The organism is Microbispora sp. H11081, assembly GCF_012999535.1.
GTDB lineage: Bacteria > Actinomycetota > Actinomycetes > Streptosporangiales > Streptosporangiaceae > Microbispora.
Genome location: NZ_JABBWV010000006.1, coordinates 288,145 through 307,907, shown reverse-complemented (window position 1 = coordinate 307,907; position 19,763 = coordinate 288,145). Strand labels below are relative to the sequence as shown.

The 19,763-nt window shown below is 71.9% G+C and carries 21 protein-coding genes; 8 read left to right on the top strand and 13 right to left on the bottom strand.

What is annotated here, in order from left to right; all coding sequences use genetic code 11:
* Positions 1 to 11 precede the first annotated feature (11 nt).
* The 7 genes from HHX31_RS35735 to HHX31_RS18395 all read right to left on the bottom strand — a co-directional run bounded on the left by HHX31_RS35735 (position 12) and on the right by HHX31_RS18395 (position 5,521).
* The gene (locus tag HHX31_RS35735) at positions 12 to 674 is read right to left on the bottom strand and encodes an A24 family peptidase (protein ID WP_169949514.1); all 663 of its coding nucleotides are present in this window, start codon (positions 672 to 674) and stop codon (positions 12 to 14) included.
* Between the two features lie 126 nt (positions 675 to 800).
* The gene (locus HHX31_RS18420) at positions 801 to 1,379 is read right to left on the bottom strand and encodes an SseB family protein (RefSeq protein WP_169949513.1); all 579 of its coding nucleotides are present in this window, start codon (positions 1,377 to 1,379) and stop codon (positions 801 to 803) included.
* A gap of 152 nt (positions 1,380 to 1,531) precedes the next feature.
* Positions 1,532 to 2,638, bottom strand: a complete 1,107-nt coding sequence (locus HHX31_RS18415; RefSeq protein WP_169949512.1) for a ring-opening amidohydrolase — start codon at positions 2,636 to 2,638, stop codon at positions 1,532 to 1,534.
* The gene (locus tag HHX31_RS18410) at positions 2,638 to 3,573 is read right to left on the bottom strand and encodes a carbamate kinase (protein ID WP_311931991.1); all 936 of its coding nucleotides are present in this window, start codon (positions 3,571 to 3,573) and stop codon (positions 2,638 to 2,640) included. The genes HHX31_RS18415 and HHX31_RS18410 overlap by 1 nt, the downstream gene beginning before the upstream one ends.
* A 114-nt stretch (positions 3,574 to 3,687) precedes the next feature.
* Positions 3,688 to 4,065: a type II toxin-antitoxin system death-on-curing family toxin gene (locus HHX31_RS18405; RefSeq protein WP_169949511.1), complete on the bottom strand. Its 378-nt coding sequence runs from the start codon at positions 4,063 to 4,065 to the stop codon at positions 3,688 to 3,690.
* Positions 4,062 to 4,265, bottom strand: a complete 204-nt coding sequence (locus HHX31_RS18400) for a ribbon-helix-helix protein, CopG family (RefSeq protein WP_076434728.1) — start codon at positions 4,263 to 4,265, stop codon at positions 4,062 to 4,064. The genes HHX31_RS18405 and HHX31_RS18400 overlap by 4 nt, the downstream gene beginning before the upstream one ends.
* Before the next feature lie 86 nt (positions 4,266 to 4,351).
* On the bottom strand, positions 4,352 to 5,521 hold the full coding sequence (locus HHX31_RS18395; RefSeq protein ID WP_169949510.1) for a pyridoxal phosphate-dependent aminotransferase: 1,170 nt from the start codon (positions 5,519 to 5,521) through the stop codon (positions 4,352 to 4,354).
* 127 nt (positions 5,522 to 5,648) lie between these two features.
* On the opposite strand from HHX31_RS18395, the gene HHX31_RS18390 reads away from it, so the two are divergent.
* The 4 genes from HHX31_RS18390 to HHX31_RS18375 are packed head-to-tail and all read left to right on the top strand — an operon-like array spanning position 5,649 to position 8,325.
* A complete protein-coding gene (locus HHX31_RS18390; protein ID WP_169949509.1) occupies positions 5,649 to 6,692 on the top strand; it encodes a DUF418 domain-containing protein in 1,044 nt (347 codons plus the stop codon).
* Complete coding sequence (locus HHX31_RS18385) at positions 6,622 to 7,413, top strand: carbon-nitrogen hydrolase family protein (RefSeq protein ID WP_169949508.1); 792 nt, start codon at positions 6,622 to 6,624, stop codon at positions 7,411 to 7,413. The genes HHX31_RS18390 and HHX31_RS18385 overlap by 71 nt, the downstream gene beginning before the upstream one ends.
* A gap of 10 nt (positions 7,414 to 7,423) precedes the next feature.
* Positions 7,424 to 7,882, top strand: coding sequence for a hypothetical protein (locus tag HHX31_RS18380; RefSeq protein WP_249346108.1), 459 nt, complete (start codon positions 7,424 to 7,426; stop codon positions 7,880 to 7,882).
* A complete protein-coding gene (locus HHX31_RS18375) occupies positions 7,879 to 8,325 on the top strand; it encodes a hypothetical protein (RefSeq protein WP_169949507.1) in 447 nt (148 codons plus the stop codon). The genes HHX31_RS18380 and HHX31_RS18375 overlap by 4 nt, the downstream gene beginning before the upstream one ends.
* A gap of 90 nt (positions 8,326 to 8,415) precedes the next feature.
* On the opposite strand, the gene HHX31_RS18370 is transcribed toward HHX31_RS18375, so the two are convergent.
* Positions 8,416 to 8,571 (bottom strand): hypothetical protein, encoded by a 156-nt coding sequence (locus HHX31_RS18370; RefSeq protein WP_169949506.1) that lies wholly within the window; start codon positions 8,569 to 8,571, stop codon positions 8,416 to 8,418.
* Between the two features lie 212 nt (positions 8,572 to 8,783).
* On the opposite strand from HHX31_RS18370, the gene HHX31_RS18365 reads away from it, so the two are divergent.
* Complete coding sequence (locus HHX31_RS18365) at positions 8,784 to 10,454, top strand: hypothetical protein (protein ID WP_169949505.1); 1,671 nt, start codon at positions 8,784 to 8,786, stop codon at positions 10,452 to 10,454.
* On the opposite strand, the gene HHX31_RS18360 is transcribed toward HHX31_RS18365, so the two are convergent.
* Entirely contained in the window at positions 10,444 to 10,908 is a 465-nt protein-coding gene (locus tag HHX31_RS18360; protein ID WP_169949504.1) for a hypothetical protein, read from the bottom strand. The two genes, HHX31_RS18365 and HHX31_RS18360, sit on opposite strands and share 11 nt — an antisense overlap.
* Before the next feature lie 108 nt (positions 10,909 to 11,016).
* On the opposite strand from HHX31_RS18360, the gene HHX31_RS18355 reads away from it, so the two are divergent.
* Complete coding sequence (locus HHX31_RS18355) at positions 11,017 to 11,307, top strand: hypothetical protein (RefSeq protein WP_169949503.1); 291 nt, start codon at positions 11,017 to 11,019, stop codon at positions 11,305 to 11,307.
* 138 nt (positions 11,308 to 11,445) lie between these two features.
* Here HHX31_RS18355 and HHX31_RS18350 read toward each other — a convergent pair whose 3' ends face one another.
* The 4 genes from HHX31_RS18350 to HHX31_RS18335 all read right to left on the bottom strand — a co-directional run bounded on the left by HHX31_RS18350 (position 11,446) and on the right by HHX31_RS18335 (position 16,790).
* Positions 11,446 to 13,278 (bottom strand): hydantoinase B/oxoprolinase family protein, encoded by a 1,833-nt coding sequence (locus tag HHX31_RS18350; protein ID WP_169949502.1) that lies wholly within the window; start codon positions 13,276 to 13,278, stop codon positions 11,446 to 11,448.
* Positions 13,268 to 15,313: a hydantoinase/oxoprolinase family protein gene (locus HHX31_RS18345; protein ID WP_169949501.1), complete on the bottom strand. Its 2,046-nt coding sequence runs from the start codon at positions 15,311 to 15,313 to the stop codon at positions 13,268 to 13,270. Before HHX31_RS18345 ends, HHX31_RS18350 begins: the two co-directional genes overlap by 11 nt.
* Before the next feature lie 94 nt (positions 15,314 to 15,407).
* Positions 15,408 to 16,061 carry a DsbA family protein gene (locus HHX31_RS18340; protein WP_169949500.1) on the bottom strand — a complete coding sequence of 218 codons (654 nt, stop codon included), beginning with the start codon at positions 16,059 to 16,061 and terminating at the stop codon, positions 15,408 to 15,410.
* 48 nt (positions 16,062 to 16,109) lie between these two features.
* Complete coding sequence (locus HHX31_RS18335) at positions 16,110 to 16,790, bottom strand: carbon monoxide dehydrogenase subunit G (RefSeq protein ID WP_169949499.1); 681 nt, start codon at positions 16,788 to 16,790, stop codon at positions 16,110 to 16,112.
* Positions 16,791 to 17,311: 521 nt separating this feature from the next.
* Between HHX31_RS18335 and HHX31_RS18330 the strand changes: the two genes are divergently transcribed.
* Together HHX31_RS18330 and cydB are read left to right on the top strand one after the other, a co-directional pair.
* On the top strand, positions 17,312 to 18,820 hold the full coding sequence (locus tag HHX31_RS18330; protein WP_169949498.1) for a cytochrome ubiquinol oxidase subunit I: 1,509 nt from the start codon (positions 17,312 to 17,314) through the stop codon (positions 18,818 to 18,820).
* A gap of 11 nt (positions 18,821 to 18,831) precedes the next feature.
* Positions 18,832 to 19,743, top strand: coding sequence for a cytochrome d ubiquinol oxidase subunit II (gene cydB, locus HHX31_RS18325; RefSeq protein ID WP_169949497.1), 912 nt, complete (start codon positions 18,832 to 18,834; stop codon positions 19,741 to 19,743).
* Positions 19,744 to 19,763: the final 20 nt, after the last annotated feature.

Here is a 19,763-nt window from a genome sequence, read left to right as displayed (position 1 = left end):
AACGGGCCGTCCTATATATCCGGAAAAGCCAGCGCCACGAGCGCGCCCGCCAGCATGAACGGGCCGAAGGGGAACTCGGTCGTACGGGTGGCCCTGCGCGCCAGCAGCAGCCCGACGGCGTACAACGCGCCGAGGACCTGGCCCGCCATCCCGGCGGCGATCGTGGCCTGCGCGCCCAGCGCGCCGGTGACCAGTCCGATGAGACCGGCCAGCTTCACGTCGCCGAGCCCGAGGCCCGTGGGGCGGGCGAACCACAGCACCGCGTAGACGGCGCAGAGAGCGCAGCCCGACGCCAGCGCGGGCAGCAGCCGGCCCGACGGCGCGAGCAGGGCCAGCAGGATCGGGTACGACGGCAGCGTGATCGCGTCGGGCAGCCGCCACGTCCTCCGGTCGATCTCGGCGAGGGCCGCCCCCACGACCACGGCGTACAGCCACGCGGCGAGCACCCAGCCGTCGTGGACACGCCAGGCCACCAGCGCCGCGGCCAGCGCGGTCGCGCCCTCGACCACGTACGGCGGGCGGGGCAGCGGCACGGTGCGGGCCGCCGCGGCGAACGCCCGTGGCGCCTCCCCGAGAGGGTGCTGGGGCTCGGGGCCGAACCCGGAGGCGAGCGCACGCGCGTAGGCCCCGGCGATCAGGCCGAGGACGGCGGCGGCGAGGACGACGAGGGACACGCGGCCGACCCTAACGCCCGTGCGCCGCCGCGACCCGTGCCTCGGGCGCACCTGTGGACGACCACTCCCCTGTGGACGAACGCGCTCTTGCGTCCCTGGGCTTATGGGGACGGAACCCGCGGCGGGTCAGGAGCGGCGGCGCCACCAGCGGCGCTTGTCCCCCGTGCTCCCCGGACGGCCGGCGGTTCCCAGACGGGCCACCGTGGCGCCCGGCACCTCGCGCGCGAGCCGGTCGACGGCGGAGGCGTCCCGCTTGGCCTCCTCAACCGTGGCGAGTGCCTGCAGCATGCCGCCCTCGATCACGAACGGGACCGGCCCGGCCACGTCCACGACCACGGCGGCGGCGCTCTCGTGCCGCGCCGCCTGGCAGATCTGCGGAGCGGTGGCCTGAACCGGCCGGGCGTCCGCGCGCCATCGGCGCATCGGCTCCACCCCGGTGAAGGCGAGCACGGCCTCACGGCCGTCCTTGCCGACCAGTTTCGGGAGAGCCATCTCGCTCTCCTTCTCCTGGCGCAGGCCGTGCTCCCCCACTTCCGACTCGGTCAGCAGCGCGACCACGGGCACCAGCAGCCTGGTCCCGGCGAGCGCCGCCAGGACGTCGGCCGCCGTCGCCGTGCCGGCCTGGAACGCCGCCAGCGCCGCCGCGACGGGCGCGTCGGCGCCGCCGTCGTCGTCGGGACGCAGTGGCTGGGGAATCGTTGGCACGTCTCCCGACCCTACCGCCAGCGGCGGCCGCCTCCGGACTGCAAGGTCACGAAGGACATCGCCGCAGGCGGGGGCACGTACGCCCGGATTTCTGCATGATCACTAAAGCTTCACGCGCAGGCCGGGCGGCACCGATGCGACAAACTACAAGATCACGCGAGGTCGGCGATGGCGATGACGGGGCCGCCGCCGGAGGGGCCCTGGTGGACCGCCGCCACGGAGACGAACACCGCCGGGTCACCGGTCACGCTCGCCGCCACCCCGCCGACGGTCGCCTTGATCTGGCGGTGCCAGTGGACGTCGGAGTCGTCGAGCATGATGTTGCGCCGCCCGCGTACGCGGCCCGACGGGTCGGCCTCGCACTTGATGAACAGGTTGACCAGCCGGTCGCCGAGGTCATCGGGGCGCGGGCGCTCGGGCAGGTCAACGCCCGCGCCGCGGATGGCCTCCCAGATCCCGTCGGTGTCGAGGGCGTCCTTCATGACCGAGTGGCCGGCGCGGTAGCGCCCGCCGATCCCGCGCACGTTGCCCACCACGACGATCTGGGCCCGGTCGAGCTCGACCCCGCTGGAGCACGAGGCGACCGACGAGTAGAGCGACAGGTCCTTGTGTATCCGCTCGGCCGACGGCATCTCGATCTCCCCGAGCGCGACCGCGATGCCGAGCGCCGTGGTGGAGTTGGAGATGTCCATCGACTTCAGCGTGTCCTCGGTGACGACCGTCTGACCGCGTTCCTTCGCGTCGGTGATCGTGGACAGCGTCAGCAGCGGCGTCTTGGTCTGCACATAGTGGACGTCGGCGGGGTCGTCGATACCGGCGGTCTTCATCGCCTCGCGCACCCCGGCGGCCACCTTCTCGACCATCGCGGGCCTGCCGATGTCCTCGGGGAGGATCACCTCGCTCATCGCCACGCCGACGCTCACCCGCGGCTCGTCGGTGCGTACGGCCGTCGCCGGGTCGATCGTGGCGAAGATCGTCGCATGCGGGCTGAGCACGCCGTCGGTGCCGCCCGACCACACCAGGGGGACCTGCGCGACCTCCTCGGCGGTGCGGGTGCCCCTGGCCATGAGCACCTCGCGGAAGGCCCGGTCGGCCAGGATCCGCGTGTAGTCGTTCACGCCGCCGTTGCCCTCGGTCTTGCCGATCACGGCAAGCACGCGGTCGGCCTCGATCACGCCGTCGTCGATCAGTTTCGCCAACCCGGAGGCGTCGGTGACGCTCTCGATGGGGACCTTCCGTACCTCGATCGGATCCGGCACTATGCCTCCACCCCTCTGTACACCCTTGTACCGACATTTCCTGACAGCGCGGCACCGATGTGGCGCAGCGAGGTGATCACCGCCCGTCCCCCGCCGGCCTCGGCGAAACGCAGAGCGGCGTCGATCTTGGGACCCATGCTGCCCTCGGCGAAGTGGCCCGCGGCCCGCAGCTCGCGCAGGGCGGCGACCTCTATCTCCCCGATCGGGCGAGCGTGGGGCGTGCCGAAGCCCACGACGGCGTTCGGCACGTCCGTGGCGATCACGAGGTCGGTGGCGCCGACGGCGGCGGCCAGCGCGGCGGCGGCGAGGTCCTTGTCGATCACGGCCTCGATGCCGGTCAGCGTCCCGTCCGCCTCGCGCACCACCGGCACTCCCCCGCCCCCGGCGGCGACGACGGTGAATCCCGCCTCGATGAGCGCGACGGCCGCGGGGGCGTCCAGGATCTCCACGGGCCGCGGCGAGGCGACCACCCTCCGCCAGCCGCGCTCGAAGCGCCGCCAGACCTGGCCGTGCCCCTCGAAGCGGCGCGCCTCGTCCTGCCCGAAGTACCGCCCGATCGGCTTGACGGGGTCCTGGAACGCCGGGTCCGCCGGGTCGACGAGCGTGCGGGTCACCACGGTCGCGACCCGTGCGTGCCCGAGTTCGCGTTGCAGGGCGTTCATGACGAGCGTGCCGATGGTGCCCTGCGTCTGCGCCACGCACCAGTCCAGCGGGACGGGCGGCACGACGTGCGCGGCGAGCTGGTTCTTCAGCAGGATGTTGCCGACCTGGGGGCCGTTGCCGTGGGTGAGCACCACCTCCTGCCCGGCCCTGATGAGCGCCGCCACGTGGCGCATCGCCTCGCCGATCGCCCGGTGCTGGTCGGCCGGGGACGCGCTCCCGTCCGGAGCCGTCATGGCGTTGCCGCCCAGTGCGATCAGTACGCGTCCGCCCACATCCGGAAACTATCCAGCTCTACCCGGGGCTTCATTGGCGAGTCTCGCCCACCCCTGTCACATCCATGGGCACATTTCACCCAAGCTCGGCACCACGCGGCACGGTCCGGACGGTCAAGAAGCGGTGAAGCCGCGCAACACGCTCGCGATCTCGTCGACCTCCGTGAGCTTTCCCGACGCGACCGCGATCACCAGGTCGTACGCCGAGTCGTCGTCCGTATCCACTTCCACACCGTTGTAGGCGAGGAAGACCACGGTGGAGACCCAGGCCACTCGCTTGTTGCCGTCGATGAACGGGTGATTGATCGCCAGTGAGTGCAGCAACGCGGCGGCCTTGGCGAGGAGGTCGGGGTACGCCTCCTGGTCGAACATCCGGGCTTGAGGCCGATGCACGGCCGAATCGAGCAGCCCGAGGTCGCGAAGCTGGGGTGTGCCCTCGACGGCCAGTTCGGCCAGATCCAGAACCTGCTCGACCGTCAGATAACGGGTCACTGGGCGAGGCGGTCGAGCACCGGCTTCCAGCGCCGCACCGCCTCGACACCCAGGCGGTGCACTTCCTCATCAGCGGTGTGCCGGGCGAGGTACTCCTCCACCGCGGCGACCACGATCTGCTGCATGCTGCGGCCTTCCTTCTCGGCGCGCCGCCGGAGGGCCTCAGTCTGCTCGTCGGTCAGTCGAAGCGTCATGGCCATGCCTCCATGGTACGGCGCGGTATCATGGTGATACCACCAACGGAGAGTATACGACCGGTAACACCTCGTCACGAACGAGGTTTCGTTCAGCCGGCGCCCAGACGGCGCAGGCGGGTCACCGCCTCGTCGATGACCTCGTCCCGCTTGCAGAAGGCGAACCGCAGGAAGTGGCGGCCACGCGCGGGGTGGTCGTAGAAGACCTGGGTCGGGATGGCGACCACCCCGGCCAGCTCGGGAAGCCGCCGGGCCAGCTCCAGCCCGTCGTCGAAGCCGAGCGGCCGGATGTCGGTCTGCACGAAATAGGTGCCCGCCGGCCGGAGCACGTCGAAGCCGGCCTCGGCCAGGCCGGTAACGAGACGGTCCCGCTTCCCTTGCAGGGCCTCCCGCTGCGCCGCCACCCAGTCCATCTCCTCCCGCAGGGCGTACGCGACCGCCGTCTGCCAGGGGGCGTTCGCGGTGAAGGTGAGGAACTGCTTGACGGTCTGGACGGCGCCGGCGAGGGGCGCCGGGGCGCACACCCAGCCGGTCTTCCAGCCGGTGACGCTGAAGGTCTTGCCCGCCGAGGAGATCATGACCGTGCGCTCGCGCATGTCCGGCAGCGTGGCGAGCGGCACGTGCTCGACGTCGTCGAAGGCGAGGTGCTCGTAGACCTCGTCGGTGACCGCGATCAGGTCGTGCTCCCGGCAGACCCGGGCCACGTGCTCCAGTTCCTCGCGGGTGAACACGGTCCCGGTCGGGTTGTGCGGCGAGTTCACCAGGATTGCCCGGGTGCGGGGCGTGACCGCGGCCTCCAGTTCGGCCGGGTCGAAGGTGAACCGCCCCTCGTCGACCCGGAGCGTCACCGCCCTGCGTACGGCGCCCGCGAGCGCGATGGCCGCGGCGTAGGAGTCGTAGTAGGGCTCGAAGACGATCACCTCGTCGCCCGGTTCGCAGAGCGCGAGTATCGCCGCGGCGATGGCCTCGGTGGCCCCGACGGTGACGAGGACCTCCCCGTCTGGGTCGTAGGCGAGGCCGTACCACTGCTTGCGGTGCTCGGCGACCGCCTGCCGCAATTCGGGGATGCCCGGACCTGGCGGGTACTGGTTCAGCCCGCTCCGCACGGCCTCGACGGCCCGCTCCAGCATGCGCTCAGGCCCGTCCGTGTCCGGGAAACCCTGGCCCAGGTTGATGGAGCCCGTCTCCACGGCCAGCTTCGTCATCGTGGCGAACACGGTCGTGCCGAACTCCCGCATCCGCCGCACCAGCGGCTCGCTCACAGCCGTCACCTTATCGGGCGCCCCCGGTCCCCGGCCCCGCGCCGGACGGCGGGTGGGGCGTTTATCGTGATTTCGCAAAGCCCGGGGAAACACGCCGGTGCGACCCGGCTCGCGAAGGGAATTACGGGTGAGCGAACCGCGGGACCGGATCCGGCGGGTTGACGCGCTGCGCGGGTTCGCCGTAAGCGGGATCATGCTCGTGAACGCGTGGCAGCAGACGGTGCGGCGGACGCCGACCTCCATCGACTGGGTGATGGCGAACCTGTTCCAGAGCCGCTTCTACCCGATGTTCGCGTTCCTGTTCGGGCTGTCCTTCGCGCTCTTCCTGCGCTCGGCGCGGCGGCGCACCCGGCGCCCGCGCCTCGTCATGCTCCGGCGCCTGGCCGTGCTCGCCGTGATGGGCGCCGCGCACATCCTGATCGACCCGGGCGAGGTGCTGCTGCCGTACGCGCTGCTCGGGGTGTTCGTCCTGCTCCCGGCGAGTTTCCTGCCCCGGTGGGCGGTGCTGCTGGCGGGCTGCGGCACGCTGGTCGCCGCGGTGCTCGACGCCCGCCCGTACGTGCTGATCACCGCGCTGTTCCTGCTCGGCCTGGCCGCCGCCCCCGTCTCAGAACCGGGGCGGGGCAGGACGCGGCTCGGCGGAGCGGACGGCCTGGGCAGCGGGCCGTTCCTCGGCGTCGTGTGCGGGGTCTCGGCGGTGCTCTCGGTCTGGCTGACCTGGTGGTGGAACCACGCGCCGCCCGGCGGCGGGGTCTACCAGGCGGCGGCCCTGTGCGGGGCGGTCGCGTACGCGACGGCGTTCCTGCTCGTCGCCGGGCGCGCGGCCGTGTTCGAGACGCTGGGGCGGACGACGCTGACCAACTACGTGACGGGCACGACGGTGATCGTGGTGGCGATGCCGCGGCTGGAGGCCGACCGTACGGGAGCCGCCGTCGTGGTGCTCGCGGTCGTCACCGTCGTCGCGCAGGCGGTCTTCTGCCGGTGGTGGCTGGCCCGGCACCGGCACGGCCCGCTGGAGTGGGTCTGGCGCACGCTCACGTGGTGGGGCACTTCCCGGGGCACCTGGTGGGGTGTGGCGACGACCGGGCAGACTGTGATCCGTGACCCGCGTAGCGCTGTGCCAGATCCCCGTCGCCCACGACCCGGAGACCAACCTCGCGACCGTGCGTGACGCCCTCGCGCGGGCACGGGGAGCGGACCTCGCCGTGTTCCCGGAAGCGACGCTCACCCGGTTCGGCCCGGGGATCCTTGAGACGGCCCAGCCGCTCGACGGCCCGTTCGTCACCGGCCTGGCCGAGGCCGCGCGCGAGCACGGCACCGCGATCCTCGCCGGCGTCTTCGAGCCCGCCGCCGACGGCAGGGTCTGGAACACCGCGGTCGCCCTGCGCGAGGACGGCTCGCTCGCCGCGGCCTACCGGAAGATCCACCTGTTCGACTCCTTCGGCGCGAAGGAGTCGAAACTGGTCGCGCCGGGGGACGCGCCGGCGGTCGTGGAGCTGGCCGGGCTGCGGATCGGCCTGATCACCTGTTACGACGTCCGGTTCCCCGAGTTGGCCCGCGCGCTGGTCGACCAGGGCGCGGACACGTTCGCGGTGATCGCCGCCTGGGGCTCGGGACCGCTGAAGGAGGACCACTGGACGACCCTCGTCAGGGCGAGGGCCATCGAGAACACCACCTGGACCATCGCGGTCGGCCAGGCGCCTAATCCCGCCATACCGGACGGGTTCGGTGTCGGCCGCAGCATGCTCGTCGACCCGATGGGGGTCGCCCGCCATGACCTGGGCACGGGCCCCGGCGTGCTGCTCGCGGAGATCGACGCGGCGTGGACCGAGGCCGCTCGCGCCACCCTCCCCTCACTCGAACACCGCCGGCTCGGAGTCCACAGATCGTAAACTTGGCCCCATGAGTGAGCCGGGACACAGGACGCGGATGCAGAAGGTGGTTCCGCCGCGGCTTCTCGTGCCCTACCTGTCGGGCCGTAGGACGATCATCTCCGGATACGTCTACCGCGTGCAGGACTGCGACCGCCTCACCACCCCCGCCGCGCTCGTCGAGGCCCTCGACCTGTGCTTCGACGGATCGGAGCTGACGCCGGACGTGCCGGAGTTGTACATGATGCGCTGGGACGCGCGGGACATCGACACCTACGTCGTCCCCTACGGGCCGCACATGGGCGGTGATTGGAGCGATGCACCGCCCTTCACCGGGAACGGCTTCACAGCCTCCCGCGAGCAGGTGGTGCCGCAGTTCCACACGATGCCCATGCCGATCCCGGCGGGCGCGGAGATCGTGCACCTCACCGCGGCCGGGGAGCGCCCCTTCGCCGGATACGACGGCCTGACCTGGCGGCCGGCCCGATGAGCGAGATCGAGCCGGTCGGCCTGGGATTCGTCGCCCGCTATCGCGACCGTGACTACGCCGCCGCGGTCGGGCCTGACGGCGACGACGTGGTGCTGTTCAGCGAGACCCCGCAGGAGGGGTTCACCGCCGCCGGGGGCTACTGGCGGCTGCGGGTGAACCGGTCCACGCTGGATCGACTCACCCTACTGCGCACGGTCGGCGCGTTCGGCGGCGAGCCGTGCCTGGTGCTGGACGAGGACGACGGCGGCGACGGCGGGGAAGGCGGCCTGCACATCGCCTACACCGGCCACAACGGCCTCAAGGCCGAGGCGCTCGGCTACTGGCTGGTGGACCACGGCGCGTACGAGGTGGTCGTGCCCCGTGACGAGGTGCACGCGATCCGGGTGGAACGCGTGCCCGTGCCGCTCACTCCTGACCGGGTGGACGGTCAGGAGAGCTCGTAGCAGCACAGCGGGCGGTAGCGGGCGAACCGGACCGCCGGGACGAGGTCGTCGCGGTCCGGCCCCCGTGCCCCCCCCTACCGCCGTGCCAGGTCAGTGGTGGATGCGACGGCCGCGCCACTGGTCCATCAGCCGGCGGAGCCGCTGCTGGTGCTGCGGATCACGCGCCATCGTCTTGACCTTCTCGACGTTCTCCCGGCCCTTGGGGGTCTGCAGGTAGTCCCTGATGCGCTGGACAATAGACGCCATTTGCAACTCACCATCCCTTTTGGTCCGTCACTGTTCGGCTACCCACGGACACCGCCGCCAATCACCGGTGCGGAAGCGCGGCGGAACGGTACGGTGCGCCCCGGGGACGACCTGCGGAGCCGGTACGCGACCTTGGGGGGCGAGACGTGGGATCGGATGCGCCGGGCACGGGCCCGCTGTCACGGGACTTCAGCGGCATATCCCCCGAGCCCATGAACCGTTTCGTGAAGGAGCTGGAGCACGCCCGCGGGGTCATCGGGGAACGCACCGAGGTCGTCCGGCGGGTGTTCGCCTCGATGGGACTGCCCGCCGCGGCCCTGAGCCCCGTCAGCGAAATCCAGCGGTGGATCGACGAACGCCTGCCCGACCTGCGCCGCCGTCACCGGCTGGCGGTGCGCCTGGATGACGCGCCCGGCTGGTCTCCGGGCTCGCTGGTGCCGTACGACGAGAAGAACCTTCTCGGGGCGGCCGAGGCCCGGCGGCTGGGCGGCGCGCTCGCCGCGACGTACCTGGACGTCGATCCGGACGCGCCGTTCGACTTCCACCTGGTGGACAAGTACAGAGAGCTCGTGGAGGACCTGGCCGCGCACGCCGACGACTCCGAGTTCACCGCCGCCCTCTTCGCCGGCATCGGCGTACGCCGGACCGTCGAGCTGCCCCGGCGGCTGCGCCAGGTGCTGCAGGAGAACGTGGACGAGGCCGTACGGACCGTGAGCCGGGCGTTCGGCTCGGCGGTGAGCGGAGGGTCCGCGGTCCCCGGCTTCGCGGCCGTCGCCGCCGCCGCGCGGACCAGAGCGGACGACGAGGAGGACCGCAGGGGCATCGGCGAGTTGCTGTCGGCGGGGCGGCTGCCCACCGAGTGGCTGACCGAGGTGGTGACCACACAGGTCTTCCTCCCCGGGGAGAAGACGAGCGGCGCGACGCTCGCGCCGTACCTCGAAGCGCTGGCCGCCGATCCCGCGGCGGCACGGCTCGCGATCGCGCTGGCCACCAGAGACAGCCCTCTGCCGAGGGACACCGCCGGCCTGCTCCCCCGCCCGGGTCTGCTTCCCCGTGACCGGCGGCCCGACCTTGTGACGTTCCTGCGGGACCTGAATGACCGCGCGGCCGTGGACGCCACCTCTGCCGGCGCGTTCGGGCGGATGCTCGCCGCCGCATCCGGCGCGTACGACGAGAGGGACGGAGCCCACAGCGATGTCGCGGCAAGGTTCGCGTTCGCCGTCGTCACCGGGACAACGGGGTTCCGCTTCGCCCCGCCCACCCGTGTCCACCTCGCCGAGATCGCGGGCGCGTACGCCACAGAGATGACCGAGGGCGCGAACCTCGGTGACTCCAACCACCTGCTGCCCAACGCGTTCGGGCCGGTCGAGTCGCGGATTGCGGGACTGTCGCCGGCGTTCCGGCTGAGCCCCGAGGACACCTTCCGGTTCCTGCTCGCCTTCGCCGGCGACGAGCGCGACCGCAGGCCGTTCGACGAGGGCATGGGTGACCTCGCCAAGCGCCTCATCGGCGTGAACGTGCCGCCGATGCTCAAGGCCGCGGACCCTTCCCGCCTCGACGACGTCTTCGCCGCGCTGGGCAATGTCCGCGGCCTCTCCTCAACGCCGGGTTCCCCGCGATCGTGTCGCCGAAGGACTACCAGGCCGCCTGCCCACCCGGTGTCGCCATCGCCGACGGAGAGGGCGGCCTCCGTCCCTTCCCCGAGATCGCGCAAGCAGGCAACCGCGGCCTGCGCGCCCTCGACCAATGGTTCATCACCAACGGCCTCGACAGCGGGGACGATCTTTCACTGGGAGAGTCGTCACAGCGCTGGGCCGACCGCTTTGACGGCAACAAGCAACGCGCGCAGACGCGCGCAAAGCTGTTCGCCGGCTAGGAAATGAAGAGGCACTGGGTCTCCCCCTGCACCTGATATAGACCTTTCTCGCTGGAGCTCAGCCGCAGAATGGTGTGCGTAGACCGATTGATCACTACCACCGGACTTTGCGCGCCGGATGTCTCCGATATCTCATAGTCGCCCACGCGTTTCAAAGCGCCGACAAGCATGTCGTTGAGCGCAGCGGGTTCCGTGCCTGGCCAGTTGTCTTCTCCTACGGCGGCGAAAGTCTGCTTGGCCTTGCCGTCGCCGCAGGGGATGTTCCTGCCGCCGGGGTCCGTGATGCTTACGTTCTGGGCGTTGCGCTCCTTCAATAGTTGAAGGACGTGCTTTTTTAAGGTTTGGCCTGCTTGTGCTGCCGTGGGGGAATCATCTGATGTGCAGGCGGTCGAGGTGACAAGCCCCAGCAGGAGTACGGCAGCGATGGGGCGTAGCCGTACGGAAAAGGGCGCGCCGGGCATCGAATCCGCCTCCGTGTCTCGCCGAAACCATATCCGGCCACATAATCTCAAGGGCTAGCACGGCACGACCACCTTTCTCCACTGCCACAGAAAACGGGAGCCGCAAACGTGCCCACGGACGACGACCTGGTGCCGAACCCGAAGTACGACGACCTGCGGGCCGCGCTCGATACGGTCCGGGAGCACGTTCACGTCCTGGAGACGGCCCTCGACGGGGCCTGCGCCCAGTTCGGCGGCGAACCGGTATGGGTGGGCCCGGCGGCTCGCGCGTTCGCCGAGGAACTCAACGGCCGCCGGGCGCGGCTGAGGAGCGCCGTCCAACACGTGATCGCCGAACTGGAGGCGGAGTTGCGCGTCACACCCGCGAAGGTCTCCCGCTCCGCCGCCGTGAGCGGCTGAGACGAAGAAAGGCACTCCCCGGCCTGCCACGCGGCGCACGTCCGGACGGCTGTGCGCTCCCCGGCGAGGCCGCCCACCGAACGGCGGCCTCGCCCTCCTCGCACGGGGCACACGCGGGACGATCCTCGGCGGCGCGTGTCAGAGGGTGTCGACCTCCGCGTGCGGGAGGCCGCCGGAGAGTTTGGGATACCCCGGGCCTCGGTCGAAGAACGCGGCGGGGCGCGTCTCGCGCAGCCGCTCCCGCAGGCGCTCGGTCGCCTCCACGTCGACCGCGACGTCGTCGCGGCCGCCGGTCAGCACGACGCCGTAGTCCTCCCGCGCGCCCTCGAACGACACCTTCCCGTCCCGTACGTCGGCGGCCACGGTCTCGGCGGGCCGGTCGTACGGCGAGCCCCAGCCGCCTCCGCCCGTCGTCCGGACGCGGATGATCTGCCCGGCGCGTACGGGGAAGTCGTCGACCAGGCCCTCCATCTCCACACCGTCCACGGTGACCTGGAAGGGACGGCCCGCCCGGCCGCCGTTCACGCCCCAGCACGACAGGATCGAGCGGTCGGCGATCGACATGAAGGAGGCGTCGCGCAGCATGCGGATGTGCTTGTCGTAGCCGAGCCCGCCGCGGAACTTCCCCGGGCCGCCGCTGTCGACGGCCAGGCCCAGCCGCTCGACCCGGAACGGCCAGCGCGCCTCGGCGAACTCCACCGGGATGTTGCGGCTGTCGGGCACCACGTGGATGGTGTCCTCCCCGTCGGCGTACCAGCGCCCGCCCGATCCGCCGCCCAGCACCTCGCGCATCAGGTAGGGCCCGTCGTCCGACTCGCCGTACACGCCGGTGTAGCGGATGGTCTCCTGGTCGGCCGGCATCCGGCCGCCGGTCGCCTTGGCCAGCACGCCGGCCAGGACGCCCAGCAGACGCAGGATCACGAACGTGCGGGCGTTGGTGGGCGCGGGGAAGATCGGAGTGAGCAGGGTGCCCTTCTCAGGGAAGACCATCTTGATCAGCGGGACGACGCCCTCGTTGACGTCGAGCTCGGCCATCCGCTCGGGGGTGTCGGCGAGGTTGCGCAGGATCGGCGCCAGCCACTTCTTCAGGAAGACCCCGTCGGCGTAGTCGCCCGCGTGGTTGATCGGCCCCTTGGCCTGCGGCGACGTCCCGGTGAAGTCGAGGGTGAGCGGCGGGTCCGCCGAGTGGTCCACGGTGAGGGTGATCCGCTGGGCGTGCAGGCGCGGCTCGTCCACGCCGTCGTGTTCCGCGTAGTCCTCCCAGACGTGCACGCCCTCCGGGATCTTGGCGAGCAGCTCGCGGCGGAACGTCTCCGTCGTCTTGCCGATGATGGCGTCGAAGCACGCCTCGACCGCCTCCCTGCCGTACCGGCCGAACAGCTCGCCGAGCCGCCGCGCGCCCATCAGGCAGGCCGAGCACTCCGCGTCGAGGTCGCCGGCGAGGCTGTCGGGCATGCGGGAGTTACGGGTCATGATCGTGAGCGCGGCGCGGTTGGGGACGCCCTGGTCCCACAGCTTGATCGGCGGGACCATCAGGCCCTCCTCGAACGCGCTGCGCGCGTGCGACGGCATGGAGCCGGGGACGGCGCCGCCGATGTCGTCGTGGTGGCCGAACGCCTGGACGAACGCGACGACCTCGCCCTCGTGGAAGACCGGCACCGTCACGCACAGGTCGGGCAGGTGGCCGATGCCGCCCTCGGACAGGTAGACGTCGTTGTGGAAGAACACGTCGCCGGGCCGCATCGTGTCCACCGGGAAGTCGCGGACGACCGGCTGCACCAGCGCCGAGTAGGAGCGCCCGGTCAGCTTGCGCATCCGCACGTCGTGGATGCCGGCGCGGAAGTCGTGGGCGTCGCGGATCATGGGCGACCTCGCGGTGCGCGCGATCGCCGTCTCCACCTCCTTCTCCACCGAGGCGAGCGTGCCTTCCACGATCTCCACGAGCACGGGGTCGGCGGTCCTACCGGTCATCGCTCACCACCACGAGGTTGCCGTAGTCGTCCATGGTCGCCGTGAAGCCGGGATGCACCGGGAGGGTCGAGCCGTACTCCTCGATCACGGCGGGGCCGCGCACGACCGCGCCAGCGCCGAGGTCACCCCTGCGGTAGATCACGGTCCTGCCCCACCGCTCGTAGTGCACGTCGCGGGTCGCGACCGGGCTCGGCTCGTCTTCCTGCCGCGGCCTGCGCGCGATCTTCGGCCGTACGATCGGGCCGATGCCGGAGACCCGGAGGTTGACCCACTCGACGGCATGCCGGGGATCGTCGCGGTAGCCGTACCCGTAGAGCCTCTCGTGCTCGGCGTGGAACCGCTCGGCGACCGCGCCGAGCCACGCCTCGTCCACGGGGCCGTCGGGGGCGGGCACCCGCACCTCGTACGCCTGGCCGTAGTAGCGCAGGTCGGCGCTGCGCGCGTACACGTGCTCGGCGAAGCCCTCCCGGTCGAGCGCGGCGGCGGCCTCCGCCTCCAGGTCGCGGAGGATCTCGGCGACGGCCTCGCGCGAGGGGTCGCGGGCGACGTACGTGCGGACGTAGTCGTTCTTCACGTCGACGGTGAGCAGGCCGAACGCGGAGACGTTCCCGGGGTCGGGCGGGACGATCGCGGCCCGCAGTCCGAGGATGTCGATGAGGCGGCAGGCCAGCAGCGGCCCCGAGCCGCCGAAGGCGACCATCGGGAAGTCCCGCACGTCGAGGCCGCGCTGCACGGTGATCCGCCGGATGGCGTTCGACTGGTTGAACGCGCTGATCTCCAGGATCCCGGTGGCGCAACGCTCGGGGGTCAGCCCCAGCCGGTCGGCCAGCGCCGTCACGCCCGCCCGCGCGGCGGCGACGTCGAGGGGGATCTCACCGCCGAGCAGATGCGGGGGCACCCGGCCGAGGAAGACGTGCGCGTCGGTCACCGTCACCTCGGCGCCGCCCCTGCCGTAGCAGAGCGGGCCGGGGTCCGCGCCCGCCGACCTCGGGCCGACCTTCAGCGTCCCCTCGGGCGAGATCCAGGCGATCGACCCGCCGCCCGCCCCGACCGTGACGATGTCGATCATCGGGATCTTGCACGGATAACGGCCGATGCTGCCCTCGGTCGTCAGCGACGGCTCCCCGTCCACCACGACCGCCACGTCCGTCGAGGTGCCGCCGCCGTCGAGGGTGATGACGCTCGGATGCCCGGCGGTCCCCGCGACGAGCGCCGCGCCGAGCGCCCCCGCCGCCGGGCCGGACAGCACGGTCGTGATCGGCTGGTGCACCACCTCGGCCGCCGACAGCACGCCGCCGTTGCTCTTCATGACCGAGAACGGCCGGCCGAGCCGCTCCGACAGGTTGCCGATGTACCGCCGCATGGTCGGCTTGACCGCCGCGTCCACCAGCGTGGTCACCGAGCGCTCGTACTCGCGGTACTCCCGCAGCACGTCGCTCGACAGCGACACCACCGCCTCGGGGTGCTCGCGCTCCAGCACCTCGCGCATCCGCCGCTCGTGCCCGGGGTTCGCGTAGGAGTGCAGGAAGCACACCCCCACCGCGGTGACGCCCTGCTCCCTGAACCATCGGGCGACCCGTACGGCCTGGTCCTCGTCGAACGGCCGGACCTCCCCGCCGAGGTGGTCGAGCCGTCCCCCCACGGTCCGCACCCGGTGCACGGGCACGATCCGTGGGGGTTTGACCCAGAAGTAGGAGTTGCCGTATCCGTCCGGCACGCTCTGCCTGGCGATCTCCAGGACGGACTCGAAGCCCTCCGTGGTGACGAACCCCAGGTGTGAGGTGCCGCCCGGACGGTCCTCCAGCAACTGGTTGGTGGCGACGGTGGTGCCGTGGACGAGGGCGGAGACGGCGTCGAGGGCGTGACCGCCCGTGTGGGCCTCCAGCACCTTGTGCACGCCTGCCATGAACCCGTCGGCGGGATTGGCGGGAGTCGACGGAGTCTTGGTCGTCACGATACGGCCGGACTCCTCGTCGACGAGTACGACGTCGGTGAAGGTGCCGCCCGTGTCGACCCCGATGCGGACGCTAGGCATGCTCCGTGTCTACCGATCGCCGCGGATCGGAAGAACCGGCGCACTCTGCCGAAGAATCGCCGTCCTGTCGTCAGACCCTGCCCGGACGGGCGGCTCAGACCGCGCAGGCGCCGTCCTCGCCCGCCGTTTCGGGCGCCCTCCGGTCCCCCGCCGTACGCGCCTCGACCTCGCGCAGGGCGGCCACGAGCGTCTCGACGGGCTGCGCGCCTGAAACGGCGAACTTCTCCTCGAACAGGAACAGCGGGACGGAGCGGACGCCGAGCGCGCGGGCCCGGGCCAGGTCGGCGCGCACCTCGTCCGCGCCCTCCCCGGTGTCCTCGACGCCGGTCTCGGCGGCGAGCCTGCCCAGCGTGGCGGGGTCGCCGATGTCGAGTCCGTCGGTGAAGTGGGCGCGGAAGAGCCGGTCGGCCATCTCGGCGTCGCGGCCCGCGCGCCCGGCGAGCCAGATCAGCCGGTGTGCCTCGAACGTGCCGGCCGCGATGGCGCGGTCGAAGCGGAGGTCCAGCCCGTCCTGCGCGGCCACGCCGGCGACGCGCCCGGTCATCTGCGCCACCTGGGCCTCCCCGCCGAACTTGCGCCCGAGCGCGCTCAGCAGCGGCTCGCCGCTGGAGACGCCGTCCGGGTCGAGCTGGAACGGGCGGCGGGCGACCTCGACGTCCCCCTCGTACAGGCGCACGGCCTGCTGGAGCCGGTGGTGGCCGATGTAGCACCAGGGACACACGACATCGGAGAAGATCTCTACTTTCACGCCATGTCCAACCGGTGTCACCGGCGGCCGATTCCCTGGCGCCGGCGGCTAACGGCGGCGGCTCTGGCGTCCGAGGAGCCAGCCGATGGCGGCGCTGCCGAGCGCCACCCCCGCGCCGGTCCCGAACGCCGCGAGCATCGTCCAGGCCGGCACGCCCTGCCGGGGTGCGGGCCGGGTCTCGCGGGTGAACACCCTCGGCGCGGCCTCCCCTGTGACGGGCGCAGTAAGGGGCGCAGTGACGGGCACTGTGACGGGCGTCTCGGCGGCGGCGGGCTCGGCGAGGGCGGCGGGGGCCGACAGCAGATGCCGCTCGACGGCGGCGAAGAACTCGCCCGCGGTCCTCTTGGCGACCGAGACGAGCATCCGCTGCCCCACACCGCCGATCATGCCGCCGACCACGGCCTCGGCGTCGTAGTCGATCCGGGTGCCGCCTCCGGCGTCGCTGAGCCGTACGGCCACGGTCGCCTCTACCGTGCCGGGGGCGCCCTGCCCGCGCGCCCCGAGGGTGAACCGGTCGGGCTCCTCCTGGTCGCTCAGCGCGACCTCGCCCTGGTAGACGCCCTTGATGGAGGCGACTCCCGCGGTCACCGTCATCGCGTACACGTTCTCGCCGGTCGTCTCCAGGCGCTCGCAGCCGGGGATCGTCCGCACCAGGACGCCGGGGTCCTGGAGCGCGTCCCAGACCCGCTTGCGCTCCGCGGCGACCAGCGCGCTGCCCGAGACCTTCATGAGCCACCTCCGATGCCGAGCACCCTAGACAACCACCTGTCCGGCGAGAACGGCAATATCTGCCCCGGCGCGGCGTGATCTCTCGGCAGGTGTCGCGGCGAGCGCCGTACGCCGGCAACCGGGTACGGCCACGCGGCCGGGCGGGGCCCGATGGACACCCCGGGACGGCACGCCGGCGCGGGTGACGAGGTGGCTTCCGCCCGTTGCTCTCAACCGCGCGGCGTACGGGCGAATCAGCCGAGCGGCGGACGCGCCGCACGGCGACATCCGGCCATTGTTGACTCCATGCCTCCGCAGGGGGCGCTCCGGGCGGGACGGGACAGACGTCCCCGGCCGCCGGGACGATCCGGCCGCGCCCGCCGGTGCCGCGAGAACGGGGTCACGGCCCCGCGATCCGGGATCCGGGCGGCCTGCCGGACGGTTGTGACGAAGATCGCACATCGCGAGGCCCTAATGCTCTACAGCTTGTAGTACTACTGGCTATAGAGCTACGAGCCGCGGGGCTCCGTCATGGGGGAGACATGGACGCGCTTGACCTGGCACGGTGGCAGTTCGGAGTGACCACCGTGTACCACTTTCTCTTCGTACCCCTGACGATCGGACTGGGCGTCTTCGTCGCCGGGCTCCAGACCGCCTGGCTGCGTACGGGCAAGGAGCACTACCTCAGGCTGACGAAGTTCTTCGGCAAGCTCTTTCTGATCAACTTCGCCATGGGCGTCGTGACCGGCATCGTCCAGGAGTTCCAGTTCGGGATGAACTGGAGTGAGTACTCGACCTTCGTCGGCGACGTGTTCGGCGCGCCGCTGGCGCTGGAGGCGCTGCTCGCGTTCTTCCTGGAGTCGACGTTCCTCGGACTGTGGATCTTCGGCTGGGACCGGCTGCCCAAGCGAGTCCATCTCGCCTGCCTGTGGGCCGCCGTCATCGGGTCCAACCTGTCGGCGTACTTCATCCTCGCGGCCAACGCCTGGATGAAGCACCCGGTCGGCTACGAGGTCGTGGACGGCAGGGCCAGGATGACCGACCTGTGGGCGGTGCTGACCAACTCGACGGCCCTCGCCCAGGTGCCGCACGTGGTCGCCGCCTCGTTCGTCGTGGCGGGCGGCTTCGTGGTCGCCGTCGCGGGCTACCGCATCCTGCGCGAGCGCGGCCTCGGCCTGCTGCCCGGACGCGAGAACAGGCGCGGGAACGGCCTCGGGCACGACCGTGTGAACGGCCTCGGGGCCGCCCAGGACGTGACCGTGCCGGTGCGCCGCGGGCCGGACATGTGGCGGACCAGCCTGCGCGCCGCGCTCGTCATGACGGCGATCGCGGGGGTCGTCGTCGCCGGGAGCGGCGACCTGTCCGGCCAGCTCCTGCGCGAGCAGCAGCCGATGAAGCTCGCCGCGGCGGAGGGCCTGCGCCACGACACCGCCGGCGCGCCGTTCTCGATCGCGCCCGGCGTCGAGGTGCCCGGCCTGCTCAGCCTGCTCGCCGCGCACGACCCCGCCGCGACGGTCCAGGGCGTCGACGACATCCAGGCGCGGTACGAGCAGACCTTCGGGCCCGGCGACTACACCCCGAACCTGCCGGTCGTCTTCTGGTCGTTCCGCGTCATGATCGGCTTCGGCATGGCCACGGTGGGCCTGTCCGTGCTCGGCCTGTGGCTGACCCGGAGCCCCCGGCGCCGGCGCGGCGGCCCGGCCCGGCCGGTGCCCGGCTGGTTCGCCCGCCTCTGCGTGCTGGCGCTGCCGCTGCCCACCATGGCGATCATCGCCGGCTGGCTGCTCAGCGAGATCGGCCGTCAGCCGTGGACCGTCCAGGGCGAGCTCATGACCGCCGCCAGCGTGTCGCCCGGCGTCTCGCTCACCGAGGTCGCGATCACCCTGGCCGTCTTCACGGTCCTGTACGGCGTGCTCGCCGTGGCCGAGGGCGTGCTGCTGGTGCGGCACGTCAAGGCCGGCCCAGAACTGCCACCCGCCGTCACGGACCCCGCCGGCGTGGCGCCCGACCACTCCGACGAGACGCGGCTCATGCCGACGCTCATGTACTGAGGAGTCACGAGATGACGACCTTCTGGTTCATCGTGATCGCGTTCCTCTGGACGGGTTACTTCGTCCTGGAGGGGTTCGACTTCGGCGTGGGCGCGCTGCTGCCGCTGCTGTCGCGGTCGGAGGCCGAGCGCAGGCAGGTGCTCGGCACCATCGGGCCGGTGTGGGACGGCAACGAGGTGTGGCTCATCACCGCGATCGGCGCCATGTTCGCCGCCTTCCCCGCGTGGTACTCGGGCCTGTTGAGCGGCTTCTACCTGGCGGTCTTCCTCGTCATCACCGGCCTGGTCGTCCGCGGGGTGGGCCTGGAGTGGCGGGGCAAGGTCCGCTCCAGGCGCGAGGTCGCGCTGTGCGACGCCGGGATCGTCACGGGCAGCGTGCTGCCGGCGTTCCTGTGGGGTGCGATCTTCGGTCACCTGGTGTTCGGCACGGCGCTGGCGACCGTGCTCGGCGGAGCCCTGTCGCTGTCGGTGGCCGTGCTGCACGGCGCGGTGTTCCTCGCGCTCAAGACGACCGGCGCGATCCGCGCCCGCGCCCGCAGGGCCGCTCTGCTCGCGGCCGTCGGCGCGCTGCCGGTCGCGATCGGCACGCTGCCGTCCGTGCCGGGCAGGGGCCCGGCGTGGACCCTGGGGACGGCGCTGCTCGCCGCGTCGGCGCTGGCCGCCGGGGTGACGCTGGTCTGGGGCCGCCGGGAGGGCTGGGCGTTCACCGCGACCGCCACGTCGATCGCCGCGACGACGGCCACCGTCTTCGGGGTGCTGTGGGCGGCCCCGCTGCCCGGGCTGACGCTGGCGGAAGCGGCCTCGGCGCCCTACACGCTGACCGTGCTCACCTGGATCGGCCTGCTCGCCCTGCCGGGCGTCATCGCCTACCAGGCCTGGACCTACTGGGTCTTCCGCAAGCGCCTCACCGCCCAGGTCCTCTGACGGCAGGCGGGAGAAGAACT